We start from the raw sequence: 14,747 nt of genomic DNA on the forward strand, positions 1-14,747 counted from the left end.
TAAGAAAACTAAGTTAGTTAATGTTTGAAGGAGAAACGCCATAGACGTTTCGAAATGCCTTACTAAAGTGTGCTTGGTCGTAAAAACCGGTTTGCAGTGCGACTTGAATTGCGCTCTTTCCGGCCTTCATCAGTGTCATACTCTTCTCAAGCCTTAGTCTGGTTAGCCAAGCATGCGGTGACATACCGGTTGCCAGTTTAAATTGGCGATGAAACTGCCTTGGGCTCAAATCGCAAAGTTTAGCAAGCTGCTCTAGGCGGATTGCTTGGTCGAGGTTTGCCATTACATAGTCTCGAATTAGCTTGAGCGATTTAGTACCAATGGCATGTGTCTCGGTAGAGAGTGGTTTGCCGTGTCGGTCTAGTATGTTCTGAAAGCTATCTAGAGGAATGCAATCCAGCGCTAAGGCACTCACTTGGTTGGTACTGAGCGTTTGATGCGTATCCAGCAGTGAGCGAAACAATCCAGGCTCGCGAACAATGGGTGAGTGAAAGCCCAAACCGCCTGAGCTGTTACTCATCGAAAATTGTGTTAGCCAAGGTGGAGAAACCGCCAGGACTTTTACCTCATAGCCTTCTTCAAAGCGCGCTTGCCCGTCATGGAGCTCATCCGGTGGCATCAAGACCAAGTCTCCAGGGCCACTGGTGTACGACGAACCTTTTAGCTGAAACTGCTGCTGACCACTGACAATCAACCCAAAGTGATAGTCAAGATGGTAGTGCTTCTGAAATGCAAACTTTTTGTACGAGCCGTTAATGAGATTAATATCTGGGATCGGCGACGACAGGTAGTCTATCTTCTCCATATGATCTCCTTCTATTAATAACATTGGCTCCAGTATAGGAGGTGAAAAGGCGAGGTGTCTTGTAAAAAATGGACACCTCACACATCAAATTTCGGTCTTAACGCTTCTTGTTGGCTCGGTTGGTTTTTAGTCCATCAAAGCTAAACACCACCAATGCACCCCAGATGAAGGCAAAGGTGAGCGCTTTATCTAAGGTAAAGGCCTCGCCATACACGAGTGCGGCCAGTAAGAACATTAAGCTAGGACCAATGTATTGGAAAAAGCCAAGAGTCGACAGCTTCAAGCGCGTCGCGGCACCGGTAAAGCACAATAGTGGCAGTGTGGTGATGATACCTGCTGAGATTAGCAGTACGTTCAGTGTCGTGCTGTTGTCCATCATATTTGAGGTCGCCGTATCCGCGATGAACAGCACGTAGATAGCGGCTGCTGGCAGCATCACTAAGGTTTCAATGAACAGCCCTGTTTGCGCATCTAAACTGACTTTTTTACGCAGCAAGCCGTATAAACCAAAGCTCATTGCCAGCGCAAGGGCAACAACGGGTACCGAGCCAAATGCAATAAGCTGAATCAGAACACCGATGGTAGCAAGTGCGACCGCAAACCACTGCAGTTTTCTGAGTCTTTCACCCAAGAACAGCATGCCGAGTATTACGTTGATGAGCGGGTTGATGTAGTAACCCAGGCTAGCATCGAGCATGTGATTGGAGTTAACCGCCCAGATAAAGATAAGCCAGTTAACACCAACCAGTAGTGCGGTGGTGACTAAGTAAGCCATCTTCTTTTTTGAACGCAGCACATCGCGAACGCTGCGCCATCGTCGACCAAAATGAAGCAAGACGGTCAGTAACACAAATGACCAGATCACACGGTGACTGAGAATTTCTAAGGGAGAGACGCTGCCTAGTGCTTTAAAGTAGATAGGGGCAATACCCCACATTGTGTAAGCACCGATGGCGAGTAAAACGCCTTGTTTGGCTCTTTGTTGTTCTTCTAATGACATGCAAATTTTCTCAAGAGCAGGTCTGTGACCATAAAAGGGGAGGAAAGCGTTTGAGTATAACGTGTTGTGTAGTTTTGGACTATTTAATGCTCGATCTGATGCTACTTTTTCTTCACCTCGCAGAGTAAATTGAGTTTCCTTCAAGTGACAACCCCTCTACAATGTAGCGTTTTCGACCAATCAAAGACTTTCATCAGGATATTGCATGACCGCTGTACTCGCTGCAGAACAATCTGAATCGTCACCCAGTTCGCAGTCGGTCTTAGAGTCCGTTTTCGGCTATCAAGAGTTCCGTCCGGGACAGCAAGAGGTTATCGATAGTGCCATTGCGGGTAACGATGGCCTAGTTATCATGCCAACCGGTGGCGGTAAATCGCTGTGTTATCAAATTCCAGCCTTGGTGAGACCCGGTGTGACACTGGTTATCTCGCCACTAATTTCTCTGATGAAAGATCAAGTTGACCAACTCAAAGCTGACGGCGTCGCTGCAGAGTGCATTAACTCGACTCAGTCGAGGGAGGCGTTGATTGATATCTATCGCCGCATGAACAGTGGACAGATCAAGTTGGTGTATGTGTCACCAGAGCGCGTGTTGATGCACGACTTCATCGAAAGATTAGAGCATATTGAGCTGTCGATGATTGCAGTGGATGAAGCGCACTGTATTTCTCAGTGGGGGCACGATTTTCGCCCTGAGTATGCCGCGCTTGGTCGACTAAAAGAGCAATTTCCCTATATACCAGTTGTGGCGCTGACTGCAACGGCCGACGATGCCACTCGCAAAGACATCATCCACAGACTCAATCTGCAAAACCCTCAAGAATACTTGGGCAGTTTTGATAGACCCAATATTCGCTACACCTTGGTCGAGAAGCATAAGCCTGTCTCACAGATCGTGCGCTTTCTTGGCGAGAACAAGGGCGGCAGCGGAATCATCTATTGTGGTAGTCGTAAGAAAGTGGAAATGCTCACGGAAAAGCTGTGTGGCAACCACATCCGAGCGGCGGGTTATCACGCCGGAATGGACATTGATGAGCGTGCTTATGTTCAGGATGCGTTTCAGCGCGACGATATTCAGGTCGTGGTGGCGACAGTGGCCTTTGGTATGGGCATTAATAAGCCGAATGTGCGCTTTGTCGCTCACTTTGATATCCCACGTAATATTGAGTCTTACTACCAAGAGACTGGCCGAGCCGGGCGCGATAGTTTGCCCGCAGAAGCGATGATGCTTTACGATCCTGCCGACATGGGTTGGCTGCGCCGCATGGTGGATGAAAAGCCCGAGGGACCACAAAAGCAGGTCGAGAGTCATAAGCTTAATGCAATGAGCGCCTTTGCTGAGGCGCAAACCTGTCGTCGTCAGGTACTGCTTAATTACTTTGGTGAGTACCGAGAGCAGCCTTGTGGTAACTGCGACATCTGCTTGGATCCACCTAAGCATTTTGATGCTACCCAAGAAGCACAAAAGGCGCTCTCTTGTGTCTATCGCGTAAATCAAAGCTTTGGTATTAGTTACGTCGTGGAAGTGCTGCGTGGTATGTCGAATATCCGTATTCGCGAGCATGGTCATGACAAGTTAACCACTTATGGCATCGGCCGAGATCATAGTCATGACTACTGGGTGAGTATCTTTAGGCAACTGGTGCACAAAGGGTTACTGAGTCAGAACATCACTCGAAACTCTACGTTGCAGCTTACAGAAGAAGCGCGTCCTCTGCTACGCGGTGAAACCACGCTAGAGCTTGCCGTACCAAGGCTCGATACCGCCGCGCGCAGCGCAAAATCCGATAAGCTGGCATCGAAACACTACGACAAGAAGTTGTTTGCCAAACTACGTAAACTGCGTAAGTCGATTGCCGATGAAGATGGCTTGCCACCGTATGTGGTGTTCAGTGACGCTACCTTGATTGATATGGCAGAAATCTTACCGACCTCGTATGGTGAAATGCTTGCCGTGAACGGGGTGGGTGAGCGCAAGTTAGAAAAGTATGCCGATCCTTTCCTAGACTTAATACAGGAGCATTTAACTGGTCATGGCTGATTTTGGTCTTCGAGAATACATTGAAGAGGAAGGCAAACTGCTTATCGTTACTCCTTCCTTTGATTTTGATAGCTTTGATTCACTAGCGATGTCGATGCTCGATCTGCTCGGCGCAACTGTGGTTGAAAAGCAGTGGGACGCAGACATTCACTCTTGGCTGGTGGATTTTGAAGGCTGCCGCATGCTTTTAAAAGGTGAGCACTACAGTGAATCAATGTGGCTTGAGGCTTTAGATATCTCTGCGAGCAAAGAAGAGTTTGATTTCTTAGAGGGGCTATTTCGTCGCGGCTTTTGACATAACGCATTCAGTCGTTAGCTCGAAAACGTTTGCTATATTATCCTCTATTGCGCGCCAAGTTGATTAATGTATAATCGCCCGCCGCTGAGCTTAGTTAATCAAACAATGAGTTAAATAAGCGGCACAACAAACCATTTTATTAGTCACTCGAGGCTTTGCCTCAACTTGGGTTCCCTCAACCCCAAGCAAAACGAAAAAGGTACAATATGAACTCGTTTTCCCCTGCGCAGCAGCGCAAAGCCCTGACATTTCTTGTTTTATTTCACTTGGTGATCATCGCATCCAGTAATTACTTGGTGCAGCTACCGTTTACTATTTTCGGTTTCCACACCACGTGGGGCGCATTTACTTTCCCATTCATTTTCCTTGCGACCGATCTGACCGTACGTATCTTTGGTGCTGGTTTAGCCCGTAAGATCATCTTCTTGGTCATGCTGCCTGCGTTGGCGGTGTCGTATGGATTATCAGTATTGTTCTTTGAAGGGCAGTTCCAAGGCTTTGGACACTTAGGTGAATTTAACCTGTTTGTTGCTCGTATCGCTGCGGCAAGTTTTATGGCTTACCTGTTGGGACAAATCCTAGATGTGCATGTTTTCAACCGCCTGCGCCAAATGAAGCAGTGGTGGGTGGCTCCGACATGTTCAACACTGTTTGGTAACGCGCTGGATACGCTGGCTTTCTTTGCTATCGCATTCTACCAAAGCCCAGATCCGTTCATGGCAGAGCATTGGACGGAGATCGCCTTGGTCGATTACGGCTTTAAACTGGTGATCAGTCTTGGTCTGTTCGTTCCAATGTACGGCGTGCTGCTCAACTTCTTGGTGAAGAAGCTTACTGCAGTGAACCCAGACTTAAAGGTGAGCGGTGTAAAAGCCTAATGAATCTCTAGAAGCTAAATATAAAAAATCCCGAACGGTTTGGTTCGGGATTTTTTTTACAGCAATAGACTTAAACAGTTTGAGTCAGGATTAGACCGCCTGAATCGTCAGTGGCCAACCAGCATCTGACTGTCGGTTAGACTCGATTTCCAGCCCTGCTGCTGACAGAGGATGGGCTTCTAACCACTGCTTGTCGATAGAGAGCGTTAGGCTATTGCCCTCACATTGCACCGCAAATCGAGGCTGCAGATCACGCTGACGGCGGTGAGTAATGATCACCGATAAGCGCAGCAGTCGCAGTACACGCTCGGCACTTTGTGTCGATAGAGCATGCTGCGATGGCAGTGGTGTTAGCTGGTCTTTGTATCGACGAACCACTTCACTAAGCAGATGCTTTTGCGCGCGAGTGAAACCCGGTAAATCTAAGTTTTGAAGTAAGTACGCACTATGCTCACCGGCCTTTTTAAAGTTCAAGGTTAGGCCGATTTCATGCAACTTTGATGCAGCTTCAAGCAGGGCAACGGCATGTGGCTCTTCAATCCAGCTTTCATTGCCACAGCTTACTAATAAGCTGGTGGCGGTAGCAGCAACTTGATCGCCGTATTCCACATCGAGCTGACAACGGGTTTGCACGCTGTTGATGGTGCGCGCACGAATGTCATCTTGTTGCAGCTCTTCAACCATGTCATACACCATGCCCTCGCGTAGCGCGCCGCCAGCAAGAGTCATGGAATCGATATTGAGTAGCTCAAATATGGCAATCAATATAGATAGGCCGCTCGGGAACACCAAAGCGCGCTCTAGAGTTAGACCATCAATGTCGAGCTCTTCAAGATGATCGGCTTGCATCGCTTGTTTTTGCAGTCGCTTTAGTTTGGCATGAGTGATGACCTCATCCATACCTTGCGCCAGCATGATCTCTTGCAGGGCTTGTACTGTGCCACTGGCACCAACACATACATCCCATCCCAATCCCTGATACTGCTCGAGAATTGGGGCGAGCGTCTGTTTGGCACCTTCGATAGCACGTTCGAAGTTCGCTTTGTTCAGCTGGCGGTCTTTAAAGTAACGCTCTAGCCAAGTGACGCAGCCCATTTTCAGGCTGGTCAATGCTTTTGGCTCGAATCCTTCGCCAATTATGAGCTCGGTACTGGCACCACCAATATCGACTACAAGGCGACGGCCAGTACCGCCAGACGTATGAGCTACACCTTTATAGATGGTCGCTGCTTCTTCTTCACCGCTGATCACTTGGATTGGGTAACCCAAGATTTGATCGGCTTTGGTTAGGAATACATCGACATTAGTTGCGGTACGTAGTGTTGCGGTACCAACAATACGGATGTTTTCCTTTGGAATGTCCTGAAGTCGTTCCGCGAAAAGACTTAGGCAATCCCAACCACGCTGCATCGCTTCTTGACTGAGAGCCATCTCATCATCAAGGCCTGCGGCCAAACGTACTTTGCGCTTAATCTTGGCCATGGTCTGAATGCTGCCATCGATATGACGCACAACCAACATGTGGAAACTGTTGGAGCCAAGATCGATAGCCGCATACAAAGGTGAAGAATTCACTGCAAGACTCATAAAAACTGCTTACTTCCTGTTCAGATTACTGCTTATGTCAGATCTCGGTCTATTAAGACCTTGGTGATCTTGGCCTTCTTTGAGGCTTTCTGTTTGATGGTCGTGAACCACCTGTATTAGTGCGACGAGGGCCTGAGTTGCGGCTCTTCATAACAAGTGGAGCAGGCAGCTCGGTCAACAGTGCGCTTGAGTCATAGTCAGACACTGGGATTGAGTGCTCGATATATTCTTCAATCGCTGGTAGGTTGATCGCGTATTCTTCACAAGCAAAGCTGATTGAGTGACCACTTGCACCAGCACGACCTGTACGGCCAATACGGTGCACGTAATCTTCACAGTCGTCAGGTAGGTCGTAGTTGAATACGTGCGTAACTTGAGGAATATGTAGACCACGCGCTGCAACATCCGTTGCAACCAGAATGTCTACATCGCCTTTTGTGAATTGCTCAAGGATCTTTTCACGCTTCTTCTGCGGAACATCTCCAGTTAAAAGACCAACGCGGTGTCCGTCAGCGGCAAGGTGACCCCACACTTTTTCACACTTATGTTTAGTGTTGGCAAAGATAATGGCGCGATCGGGCCACTCTTCTTCCAAAAGCGTTTGCAGTAGAGCCATTTTTTCATTGTTCGATGGGTAGAACAGCTCTTCTTGAATGCGGTGACCCGTTTTTTGCTCAGGCTCAACAACCACGTGTTCAGGGTTATGCATGTGTTCGAACGCTAGCTCTTGTACACGGTATGACAAGGTCGCAGAGAACAGCATGTTGAGACGGTCTTTAGGCTCAGGCATACGGCGGAACAAAAAGCGAATGTCTTTAATAAAGCCAAGGTCGAACATACGATCGGCTTCATCAAGAACCACAGCTTGAATGTTGTTGAGGTTAAATACTCGTTTCTTATAAAAGTCGATAATACGACCACAAGTACCGATTAGGATATCGACACCATCTTCAAATTTCGCTAGCTGTTTGTCGTAGCTATCGCCCCCATACGCTAGTGCTGTTTTTAGACCCGTGCTTTCAATGAGCGGTTTCGCATCATTGTGGATCTGAATAGCAAGTTCGCGCGTTGGAGCCATGATGATCGCGCGCGGTTGTGTCGCTTTGCGGCCTTCATGTTCAGGCGTATTTAACAGATGGTTAAAGGTAGCAGTGAGAAACGCAAGCGTTTTTCCCGTCCCGGTTTGGGCTTGTCCTGCAATATCTTGGCCGGCGAGCAGTACCGGCAGCGCCAAGGCTTGGATCGGGGTACAGTATTCGAACCCTTTTTTTTCCAATCCTTCAATGATTTGGGGGTGTAACTCCAAATCGGCGAACTTTTGCTCTGTGATATGCGTCTTTTTCATCGGTATAGAATATCAGCTTAAGCTTGCAATACGAAGGTAAATACATTCCAATAGGAGATCTAATTGTTGGTGATTATCTCATCAATACAAAAAATATCGGAGTGAAAGATGAGTGAAAAGATTTTGCAGCTGACGGATGACGGTTTTGAAACTGACGTAATTAATGCTGCAGGCCCGGTTCTTGTTGACTTCTGGGCGGAGTGGTGTGGTCCTTGTAAGATGATTGCCCCAATCCTCGATGAAATCGCAGATGAGTACGAAGGCAAACTCACTATCGGCAAGCTAAACATCGACCAAAACGCAGGTACTCCACCTAAGTTTGGTATCCGTGGCATTCCAACGCTACTACTTTTCAAAGATGGCGGAGTGGCAGCAACGAAGGTTGGCGCACTGTCTAAAACTCAGCTAAAAGAGTTCTTAGACGAGAACTTATAATGAGAAGTAACGAAAACCGTGTATCTTAACAAATACACGGTTTTGTTTTTTTCAAAGCTAGACTAGACTCTTTTTTAGTGATAATTTATCGCACGTTAATTAAACAAGTGTTCACTTCTTGGTCGATCCTGTGACCAAATCCTTCTTAACAACAAAACAGATCCTATTTTGACTAAACAAACATCCACCACAATGAACTTAACAGAATTGAAGAACAGACCTGTTTCTGAGCTCGTTAAACTTGGCGAATCTCTTGGTCTGGAAAACTTAGCTCGTCTGCGTAAGCAAGACATCATCTTCGCCATTTTAAAAGCCCATGCGAAAAGTGGTGAAGATATCTTTGGTGACGGGGTCTTAGAGATTCTTCAAGATGGTTTTGGTTTCCTGCGTAGCGCAGACAGTTCATACCTTGCTGGCCCAGATGATATCTACGTTTCTCCAAGTCAGATCCGTCGTTTCAACCTGCGTACAGGTGACTCGATTGCCGGTAAGATTCGACCACCAAAAGATGGCGAGCGCTATTTCGCACTTCTAAAAGTAAACACTGTTAACGCTGACAAGCCAGATAACGCGCGTAACAAGATCCTGTTTGAAAACCTAACCCCTCTGCATGCTAACGAACGCATGACTATGGAGCGTGGTAATGGCTCAACAGAAGACATCACCGCACGTGTTCTTGATCTCGCGTCACCAATCGGTAAAGGTCAACGTGGTCTCATCGTTGCACCACCTAAAGCGGGTAAAACCATGCTGCTGCAAAACATCGCGCAGAGCATTGCCCACAACCACCCTGAGTGTGAATTGATGGTGCTTCTTATCGACGAACGTCCGGAAGAAGTAACCGAGATGCAGCGCCTAGTTAAAGGTGAGGTAATCGCATCTACGTTTGATGAGCCAGCGTCTCGCCACGTTCAGGTTGCTGAAATGGTTATCGAGAAAGCGAAGCGTCTTGTTGAACACAAGAAAGACGTGGTTATCCTACTAGACTCTATCACTCGTCTAGCTCGCGCTTATAACACTGTTGTACCTTCATCAGGTAAGGTTCTTACTGGTGGTGTTGATGCTAACGCACTACACCGTCCTAAGCGTTTCTTCGGTGCAGCTCGTAACGTAGAAGAAGGCGGTAGCCTAACTATCATCGCAACAGCGCTAGTGGATACTGGTTCTAAGATGGATGAAGTTATCTACGAAGAGTTTAAAGGTACAGGTAACATGGAACTGCACCTAAACCGTAAGATTGCCGAGAAGCGCGTGTTCCCTGCGATTGACTTCAACCGTTCAGGTACCCGTCGTGAAGAGCTACTGACGAAAGCAGATGAGCTACAGAAGATGTGGATCCTACGTAAGATTGTTCACCCAATGGGCGAAATCGATGCGATGGAATTCCTAATCGACAAGCTTGCAATGACTAAGACTAATGACGAGTTCTTTGACGCAATGCGTCGCCAGTAATCGTTAATCGCGACCGCAAAGCGGACAACGAGTCTCAAATTTTAAACGTCACCCTTAAGGGGTGACGTTTTTGTTTGCACTTCCCCTGTTTCACGCGCACAATACTGAGTGTGTTAACAGGAGGTTAATATGCTACAAGGATGGTTAGCGTCGTTACTCCTCGTATTGGTTGTTTCATTCTCACAACCGGTGCACGCGTCTAAGGAAATGACGCAGCAGGAAGTAGAACGCTGGTTGCAAAGCCAAGTGGTACTGCAAAAAGTTGACGATTTTTTGTTATTGGTGGAACAAGATGACACCGACGGCCTTAAATTTGCGTTAAATAGACTCGCGTTACCTCAGCAAGAGGTGGCGAGATTTTTGTTGCTCAAACATATTGAAGACAACGAACGTATTCTTTCCCCTAAAATGGCCATTTTCGTTCAAGGCCAAAAATCCCTGCCGCCTACTTACACTATGCTTGAGCGTGGTGATGGTTATGAGTTTTCTATTCCGGCGTTTAACTACCCAGCTATTTCTGCGCGATTGATTAAGCGTTGGAACAGTGATCAGAAAACCTTGGAGTTTATTCTACAGGCCGAAAGTGAGCAGTTGGTATTGCGTGATTGGCTATCTGAGGGTAGCGATTATGAGCGTAAGATCCGCGAGGACTTATTGGTCAAAGAGTTTGACAGCTTGTCACCGAAAGCGAACGCATTTATTAGTCAGCAACTTACCGATACCAATATCACCGAGTGGTTGCCTTCAACTCGCGTATTGGTGCGAATGGCTCAAGTGAATGAAGACGCAGCCTTATATGACTTACTATGGAAAATGCGCGCAGATTATCATAGCCAAGTAGAATTAGAGAGGCTGGCGAGTCTTTCTTCTCCATTTGCTCAGCAACAAATCATGGCGGCTGCTCGTAATCCGAGCCTAAAACGTCAGGCGATCACTGAACTTGCTCAAATCACGCCACTACCGAATGAAGTGAAAACCTTCTTGGTGACACGAATGACCAAGGTGGAAGACGCCAGTTTTGTCGCCAGTCAATTGGCGCAGAATGGTCATGGTGGATGGGTGAGGGATGTGTTGTCGACCAACAGCCAGGTGAAAGCGAGTTTGGTGTTGCAAGCCCTATCTAATTAACTGAATTTTTTCAGCTTATCAACATCACAGAGGACATTTCACCCGATGATAGATTTGCGTATATAATGGTACCTTCTTTCAAGGCGAAGTATCCCCTATGATTTACAAGGACTTACGTGATTTCACTCAGCACCTGGAAAGCCAGGGGCTGCTCAAGCGCATCTCACATCCCGTCGACCCTGATTATGAAATGACGGAGATCAGCGACAGAACTCTGCGATCGGGTGGACCTGCTCTGCTGTTTGAAAACCCGATTGGCTATGACATGCCGGTGTTGACCAATTTATTTGGTACCCCTGAGCGTGTAGCGATGGGGATGGGACGACAGCAAGTATCAGAGCTTAGAGAAGTAGGCAAATTGCTGGCCTACCTAAAAGAGCCTGAGCCTCCTCGTGGATTTAAAGACGCGATCAATAAAATTCCTCTATTTAAGAAAGTGCTGCATATGCCAGCCAAACGGCTACGTAAAGCTGCTTGCCAGCAAGTCGTTTGGCAAGGTGATGAGGTCGAACTTGATAAAATCCCTGTAATGAGTTGCTGGCCTGATGATGTCGCACCCTTGCTAACATGGGGACTAACGGTCACCAAAGGACCGAACAAGAAGCGTCAAAATTTAGGTATCTATCGCCAACAGAAGATAGCCAAGAATAAGATCATCATGCGCTGGCTCGCGCATCGCGGTGGTGCGCTTGATCTAAGAGACTGGATGGAAACTAATCCAGGAAAACCGTTCCCGGTATCGGTCGCATTTGGCGCCGACCCGGCTACCATCCTTGGGGCGGTCACACCCGTACCTGATACGTTGTCTGAATATGCCTTTGCTGGCTTGCTGCGTGGCGAACGTACCGAAGTGGTCAAATCGGTTAGCAACGATCTTGAAGTGCCAGCGAGCGCCGAAATTGTCCTTGAGGGTTACATTGATCCGCAAGAGTTTGCCGATGAGGGTCCGTATGGAGACCACACTGGCTACTACAACGAAAAAGAAAAGCACCACGTCTTTACAATTACGCACATTACTATGCGTGAAAACCCTATCTATCACAGTACTTATACAGGTCGTCCACCAGATGAGCCGGCTGTACTGGGGGTGTCGTTGAACGAAGTCTTCGTGCCTATCTTGCAAAAGCAGTTCCCGGAAATTGAAGATTTCTATCTTCCGCCAGAAGGATGTTCGTATCGTATGGCGGTGGTAACAATGAAGAAGCAATACCCGGGGCACGCTAAGCGCGTCATGATGGGGGTATGGTCTTTCTTGCGACAGTTCATGTACACCAAGTTTGTGATTGTATGCGATGAAAGCGTCAATGGCCGCGATTGGCAGCAAGTCACGCAAGCCATGAATGACCATATGGTACCGAGTCGCGATACCTTGATGATCGACAGCACGCCGATAGATTCTTTGGACTTTGCATCGCCGGTTACGGGTCTAGGTTCCAAAATGGGACTGGACGCCACGATTAAGTGGGATGCAGAGTTGGAGCTGGAGGCGGCGAAGTATCAAACAACACAAGATATCGAACGCTCGAATAGTTGGGATGAAACCTTATTGGCGAAACAGGTTACAGCTCAATATCCAGAGGTGACTGACTTGTATATTGCACCGGGAACGGGTACAAATCGTATGGTACTGCTGACTCTAGATAAGCAACGCGCAGGTCAAGCTATTGAGGTGATGGAAGGAGTAGAGGCTATACTCTCACCTTATCTGGCGACTAAGTTTATCGTTGCCTGCGATCAAGACGTGAATGTGCGTGATTGGAATGATGTGATTTGGGCGATCACTACGAGAATGGATCCGTCCAGAGATACATTGCTGGTCAACGATAGCACCTCTAGAGCATATTTAGATGCAACCAATAAACTTGAAGACGAAGTGACTCGTGAGTGGGGCATACCAATTAAAAAAGACCCTGCATTGGTTGCGAAGATAGACAGCATTTGGGATGAACTAAATATCCTATGACTAAGCGAGTAGTGCTCAAGCCTCAGAACCTTGAGTTTATAGTCGAAGAAGGGCAGACAGTGTTAGAGGCTGCGCTCAACCAGAATCTTGCTTTTCCTCACCGCTGTATGGTGGGAGCCTGCGCTTCTTGTTTATGCCGTATCGAGTCAGGTGCGGTAGACTATGATTTGGAACCATTACTTACCGAGAAAGAAAAGCAGCAAGGCTGGATGTTCTCCTGTCTTGCATATCCAAAGAGTGATTTGGTGATCACCTTTGGAGACGAATAAAAGAGATAAACCATGACCATCAATTGTAAAGTTAAGTCTATTGAGCCTTTAGCAGCGAATACCTATCAAATTTTGCTGCACCCAGAACAGCCTGTTAGCTTTAAAGCAGGTCAATATTTAATGGTAGTAATGGGTGAGGCCGACAAGCGTCCTTTCTCTATTGCTAGCAGCCCTTGCCGTCATGAAGGCGAGATCGAACTCCACATTGGTGCTGCGGAGCATAATGCTTATGCGTTAGAAGTGGTTGAATCAATGAAGCATGCACTTGAAGTGGGTGGCGACATTCAGATTGATGCCCCTCATGGCGAAGCGTGGATTCGTGAAGATAGCCAACGCCCAATTTTATTGATTGCTGGTGGCACGGGTTTTAGCTATGTACGTTCTATTCTTGATCACTGCATTAGCCAAAACATTGCTCAGCCTATTTATCTCTATTGGGGTGGTCGTGATGAAGCTCAGCTATATGCCAAACAAGAGTTGGCTGACATCGCTAATGCTCATGAGCGCATTCAGTTCATTCCAGTTATCGAAGAGACACTTTCTGAGTGGACGGGCAAACAAGGCAACGTACTTCAAGCGGTCAGTGACGATTTTGATTCACTCGCAGACTTCGATATCTATATAGCAGGCCGCTTTGAAATGGCTGGCGCTGCACGTGAACAGTTCACGCAAAACAAGCAAGCGAAGTCTGATCACATGTATGGTGATGCGTACGCATTTATCTAATTGTTAGTGATTTGCGGCTAAAAGGAGAGTTTTTATACTCTCCTTTTTGTTTTTTGATGGTATTTCAATCAAAAGAACGTTTTTTTTAAAAAATATTGAAAAAGGGGTTGCGCGGCTTCTCATTCTCCCTATAATGCGCACCACACCAAACGGGAGGGCAGCAAAGCAAGAGCCCAACAGGTTTGGCGGGCAAAAAGCCTAAACGAAAATAATTTGGAAAAGTGGTTGACACGACAAGTTATCTAGTTAAAATGGCCGCCCACTTCGAGAGAAAAGCCGAAAGGCTCAAAAACGAAAGTTTAGCTTCTCGAAGAAACGTTCTTTAAAAATTTAAACCTATCAATCTGTGTGGGCACTCGTTGATGATAATCAAATTAGATACCTCGGTATCAAATTAGGTTTTCAATGAACTGAGTGACCAATCAAGTCGAAAGACTTGGCACAGTCAATTCATTATCGTTCTGTTGGAACGATAATAGCTTTAGATTACTTATGTAGTTTAAAGTCAGTATTCATTGAGCCGACAAAATCTTAAATTGAAGAGTTTGATCATGGCTCAGATTGAACGCTGGCGGCAGGCCTAACACATGCAAGTCGAGCGGAAACGAGTTAACTGACCCTTCGGGTGACGTTAACGGCGTCGAGCGGCGGACGGGTGAGTAATGCCTGGGAATATGCCTTGATGTGGGGGATAACCATTGGAAACGATGGCTAATACCGCATAACGCCTTCGGGCCAAAGAGGGGGATCTTCGGACCTCTCGCGTCAAGATTAGCCCAGGTGGGATTAGCTAGTTGGTGAGGTAATGGCTCACCAAGGC

General features: G+C 47.1%; 13 protein-coding genes and 1 rRNA gene. 10 read left to right on the forward strand and 4 right to left on the reverse strand.

Going from position 1 to position 14,747, the window contains the following annotated elements; genetic code table 11:
- Positions 1-13: 13 nt before the first annotated feature.
- Together L4C42_RS22555 and rarD are read right to left on the reverse strand one after the other, a co-directional pair.
- On the reverse strand, positions 14-805 hold the full coding sequence (locus L4C42_RS22555) for an AraC family transcriptional regulator (RefSeq protein ID WP_353497529.1): 792 nt from the start codon (positions 803-805) through the stop codon (positions 14-16).
- Between the two features lie 97 nt (positions 806-902).
- Positions 903-1,805 carry an EamA family transporter RarD gene (rarD, locus tag L4C42_RS22560; protein WP_429761789.1) on the reverse strand — a complete coding sequence of 301 codons (903 nt, stop codon included), beginning with the start codon at positions 1,803-1,805 and terminating at the stop codon, positions 903-905.
- A gap of 205 nt (positions 1,806-2,010) precedes the next feature.
- Between rarD and recQ the strand changes: the two genes are divergently transcribed.
- From recQ to L4C42_RS22575, 3 genes are all read left to right on the forward strand, one after another.
- Positions 2,011-3,846, forward strand: coding sequence for an ATP-dependent DNA helicase RecQ (recQ, locus tag L4C42_RS22565; RefSeq protein WP_353497531.1), 1,836 nt, complete (start codon positions 2,011-2,013; stop codon positions 3,844-3,846).
- Entirely contained in the window at positions 3,839-4,141 is a 303-nt protein-coding gene (locus L4C42_RS22570; RefSeq protein ID WP_353497532.1) for a DUF3630 family protein, read from the forward strand. The genes recQ and L4C42_RS22570 overlap by 8 nt, the downstream gene beginning before the upstream one ends.
- 209 nt (positions 4,142-4,350) lie before the next feature.
- Positions 4,351-5,022: a 7-cyano-7-deazaguanine/7-aminomethyl-7-deazaguanine transporter gene (locus L4C42_RS22575; protein ID WP_353497533.1), complete on the forward strand. Its 672-nt coding sequence runs from the start codon at positions 4,351-4,353 to the stop codon at positions 5,020-5,022.
- A 90-nt stretch (positions 5,023-5,112) separates the two neighbouring features.
- Here L4C42_RS22575 and gppA read toward each other — a convergent pair whose 3' ends face one another.
- Positions 5,113-6,609, reverse strand: a complete 1,497-nt coding sequence (gppA, locus tag L4C42_RS22580) for a guanosine-5'-triphosphate,3'-diphosphate diphosphatase (RefSeq protein ID WP_353497534.1) — start codon at positions 6,607-6,609, stop codon at positions 5,113-5,115.
- Positions 6,610-6,661: 52 nt separating this feature from the next.
- The gene (gene rhlB, locus L4C42_RS22585) at positions 6,662-7,954 is read right to left on the reverse strand and encodes an ATP-dependent RNA helicase RhlB (protein WP_353497535.1); all 1,293 of its coding nucleotides are present in this window, start codon (positions 7,952-7,954) and stop codon (positions 6,662-6,664) included.
- Positions 7,955-8,062: 108 nt separating this feature from the next.
- Between rhlB and trxA the strand changes: the two genes are divergently transcribed.
- The 7 genes from trxA to L4C42_RS22620 all read left to right on the forward strand — a co-directional run.
- Entirely contained in the window at positions 8,063-8,389 is a 327-nt protein-coding gene (trxA, locus tag L4C42_RS22590; RefSeq protein WP_042478899.1) for a thioredoxin TrxA, read from the forward strand.
- Between the two features lie 192 nt (positions 8,390-8,581).
- Entirely contained in the window at positions 8,582-9,841 is a 1,260-nt protein-coding gene (gene rho / locus L4C42_RS22595; protein WP_252012937.1) for a transcription termination factor Rho, read from the forward strand.
- A 129-nt stretch (positions 9,842-9,970) separates the two neighbouring features.
- Entirely contained in the window at positions 9,971-10,969 is a 999-nt protein-coding gene (locus L4C42_RS22600) for a hypothetical protein (protein ID WP_353497536.1), read from the forward strand.
- Positions 10,970-11,066: 97 nt separating this feature from the next.
- Positions 11,067-12,932 carry a 4-hydroxy-3-polyprenylbenzoate decarboxylase gene (gene ubiD / locus L4C42_RS22605; protein WP_418641847.1) on the forward strand — a complete coding sequence of 622 codons (1,866 nt, stop codon included), beginning with the start codon at positions 11,067-11,069 and terminating at the stop codon, positions 12,930-12,932.
- Positions 12,929-13,201: a 2Fe-2S iron-sulfur cluster-binding protein gene (locus tag L4C42_RS22610; protein ID WP_042478889.1), complete on the forward strand. Its 273-nt coding sequence runs from the start codon at positions 12,929-12,931 to the stop codon at positions 13,199-13,201. The genes ubiD and L4C42_RS22610 overlap by 4 nt, the downstream gene beginning before the upstream one ends.
- Before the next feature lie 12 nt (positions 13,202-13,213).
- Positions 13,214-13,927: an NAD(P)H-flavin reductase gene (fre, locus tag L4C42_RS22615; protein ID WP_353497538.1), complete on the forward strand. Its 714-nt coding sequence runs from the start codon at positions 13,214-13,216 to the stop codon at positions 13,925-13,927.
- Positions 13,928-14,460: 533 nt separating this feature from the next.
- Positions 14,461-14,747, forward strand: a 16S ribosomal RNA gene (locus L4C42_RS22620); the annotation flags it as partial.

Source organism: Vibrio wakamikoensis (genome assembly GCF_050337275.1).
In the GTDB taxonomy this organism is placed as follows: Bacteria; Pseudomonadota; Gammaproteobacteria; order Enterobacterales; family Vibrionaceae; genus Vibrio; species Vibrio chaetopteri.

Excerpts from the sequence above, each read along its gene's own strand:
- L4C42_RS22555 (WP_353497529.1), bottom strand. The coding sequence starts at position 805 with ATGGAGAAGATAGACTACCTGTCGTCGCCGATCCCAGATATTAATCTC.
- rarD (WP_429761789.1), bottom strand. The coding sequence starts at position 1,805 with ATGTCATTAGAAGAACAACAAAGAGCCAAACAAGGCGTTTTACTCGCC.
- recQ (WP_353497531.1), top strand. The coding sequence starts at position 2,011 with ATGACCGCTGTACTCGCTGCAGAACAATCTGAATCGTCACCCAGTTCG.
- L4C42_RS22570 (WP_353497532.1), top strand. The coding sequence starts at position 3,839 with ATGGCTGATTTTGGTCTTCGAGAATACATTGAAGAGGAAGGCAAACTG.
- L4C42_RS22575 (WP_353497533.1), top strand. The coding sequence starts at position 4,351 with ATGAACTCGTTTTCCCCTGCGCAGCAGCGCAAAGCCCTGACATTTCTT.
- gppA (WP_353497534.1), bottom strand. The coding sequence starts at position 6,609 with ATGAGTCTTGCAGTGAATTCTTCACCTTTGTATGCGGCTATCGATCTT.
- rhlB (WP_353497535.1), bottom strand. The coding sequence starts at position 7,954 with ATGAAAAAGACGCATATCACAGAGCAAAAGTTCGCCGATTTGGAGTTA.
- trxA (WP_042478899.1), top strand. The coding sequence starts at position 8,063 with ATGAGTGAAAAGATTTTGCAGCTGACGGATGACGGTTTTGAAACTGAC.
- rho (WP_252012937.1), top strand. The coding sequence starts at position 8,582 with ATGAACTTAACAGAATTGAAGAACAGACCTGTTTCTGAGCTCGTTAAA.
- L4C42_RS22600 (WP_353497536.1), top strand. The coding sequence starts at position 9,971 with ATGCTACAAGGATGGTTAGCGTCGTTACTCCTCGTATTGGTTGTTTCA.
- ubiD (WP_418641847.1), top strand. The coding sequence starts at position 11,067 with ATGATTTACAAGGACTTACGTGATTTCACTCAGCACCTGGAAAGCCAG.
- L4C42_RS22610 (WP_042478889.1), top strand. The coding sequence starts at position 12,929 with ATGACTAAGCGAGTAGTGCTCAAGCCTCAGAACCTTGAGTTTATAGTC.
- fre (WP_353497538.1), top strand. The coding sequence starts at position 13,214 with ATGACCATCAATTGTAAAGTTAAGTCTATTGAGCCTTTAGCAGCGAAT.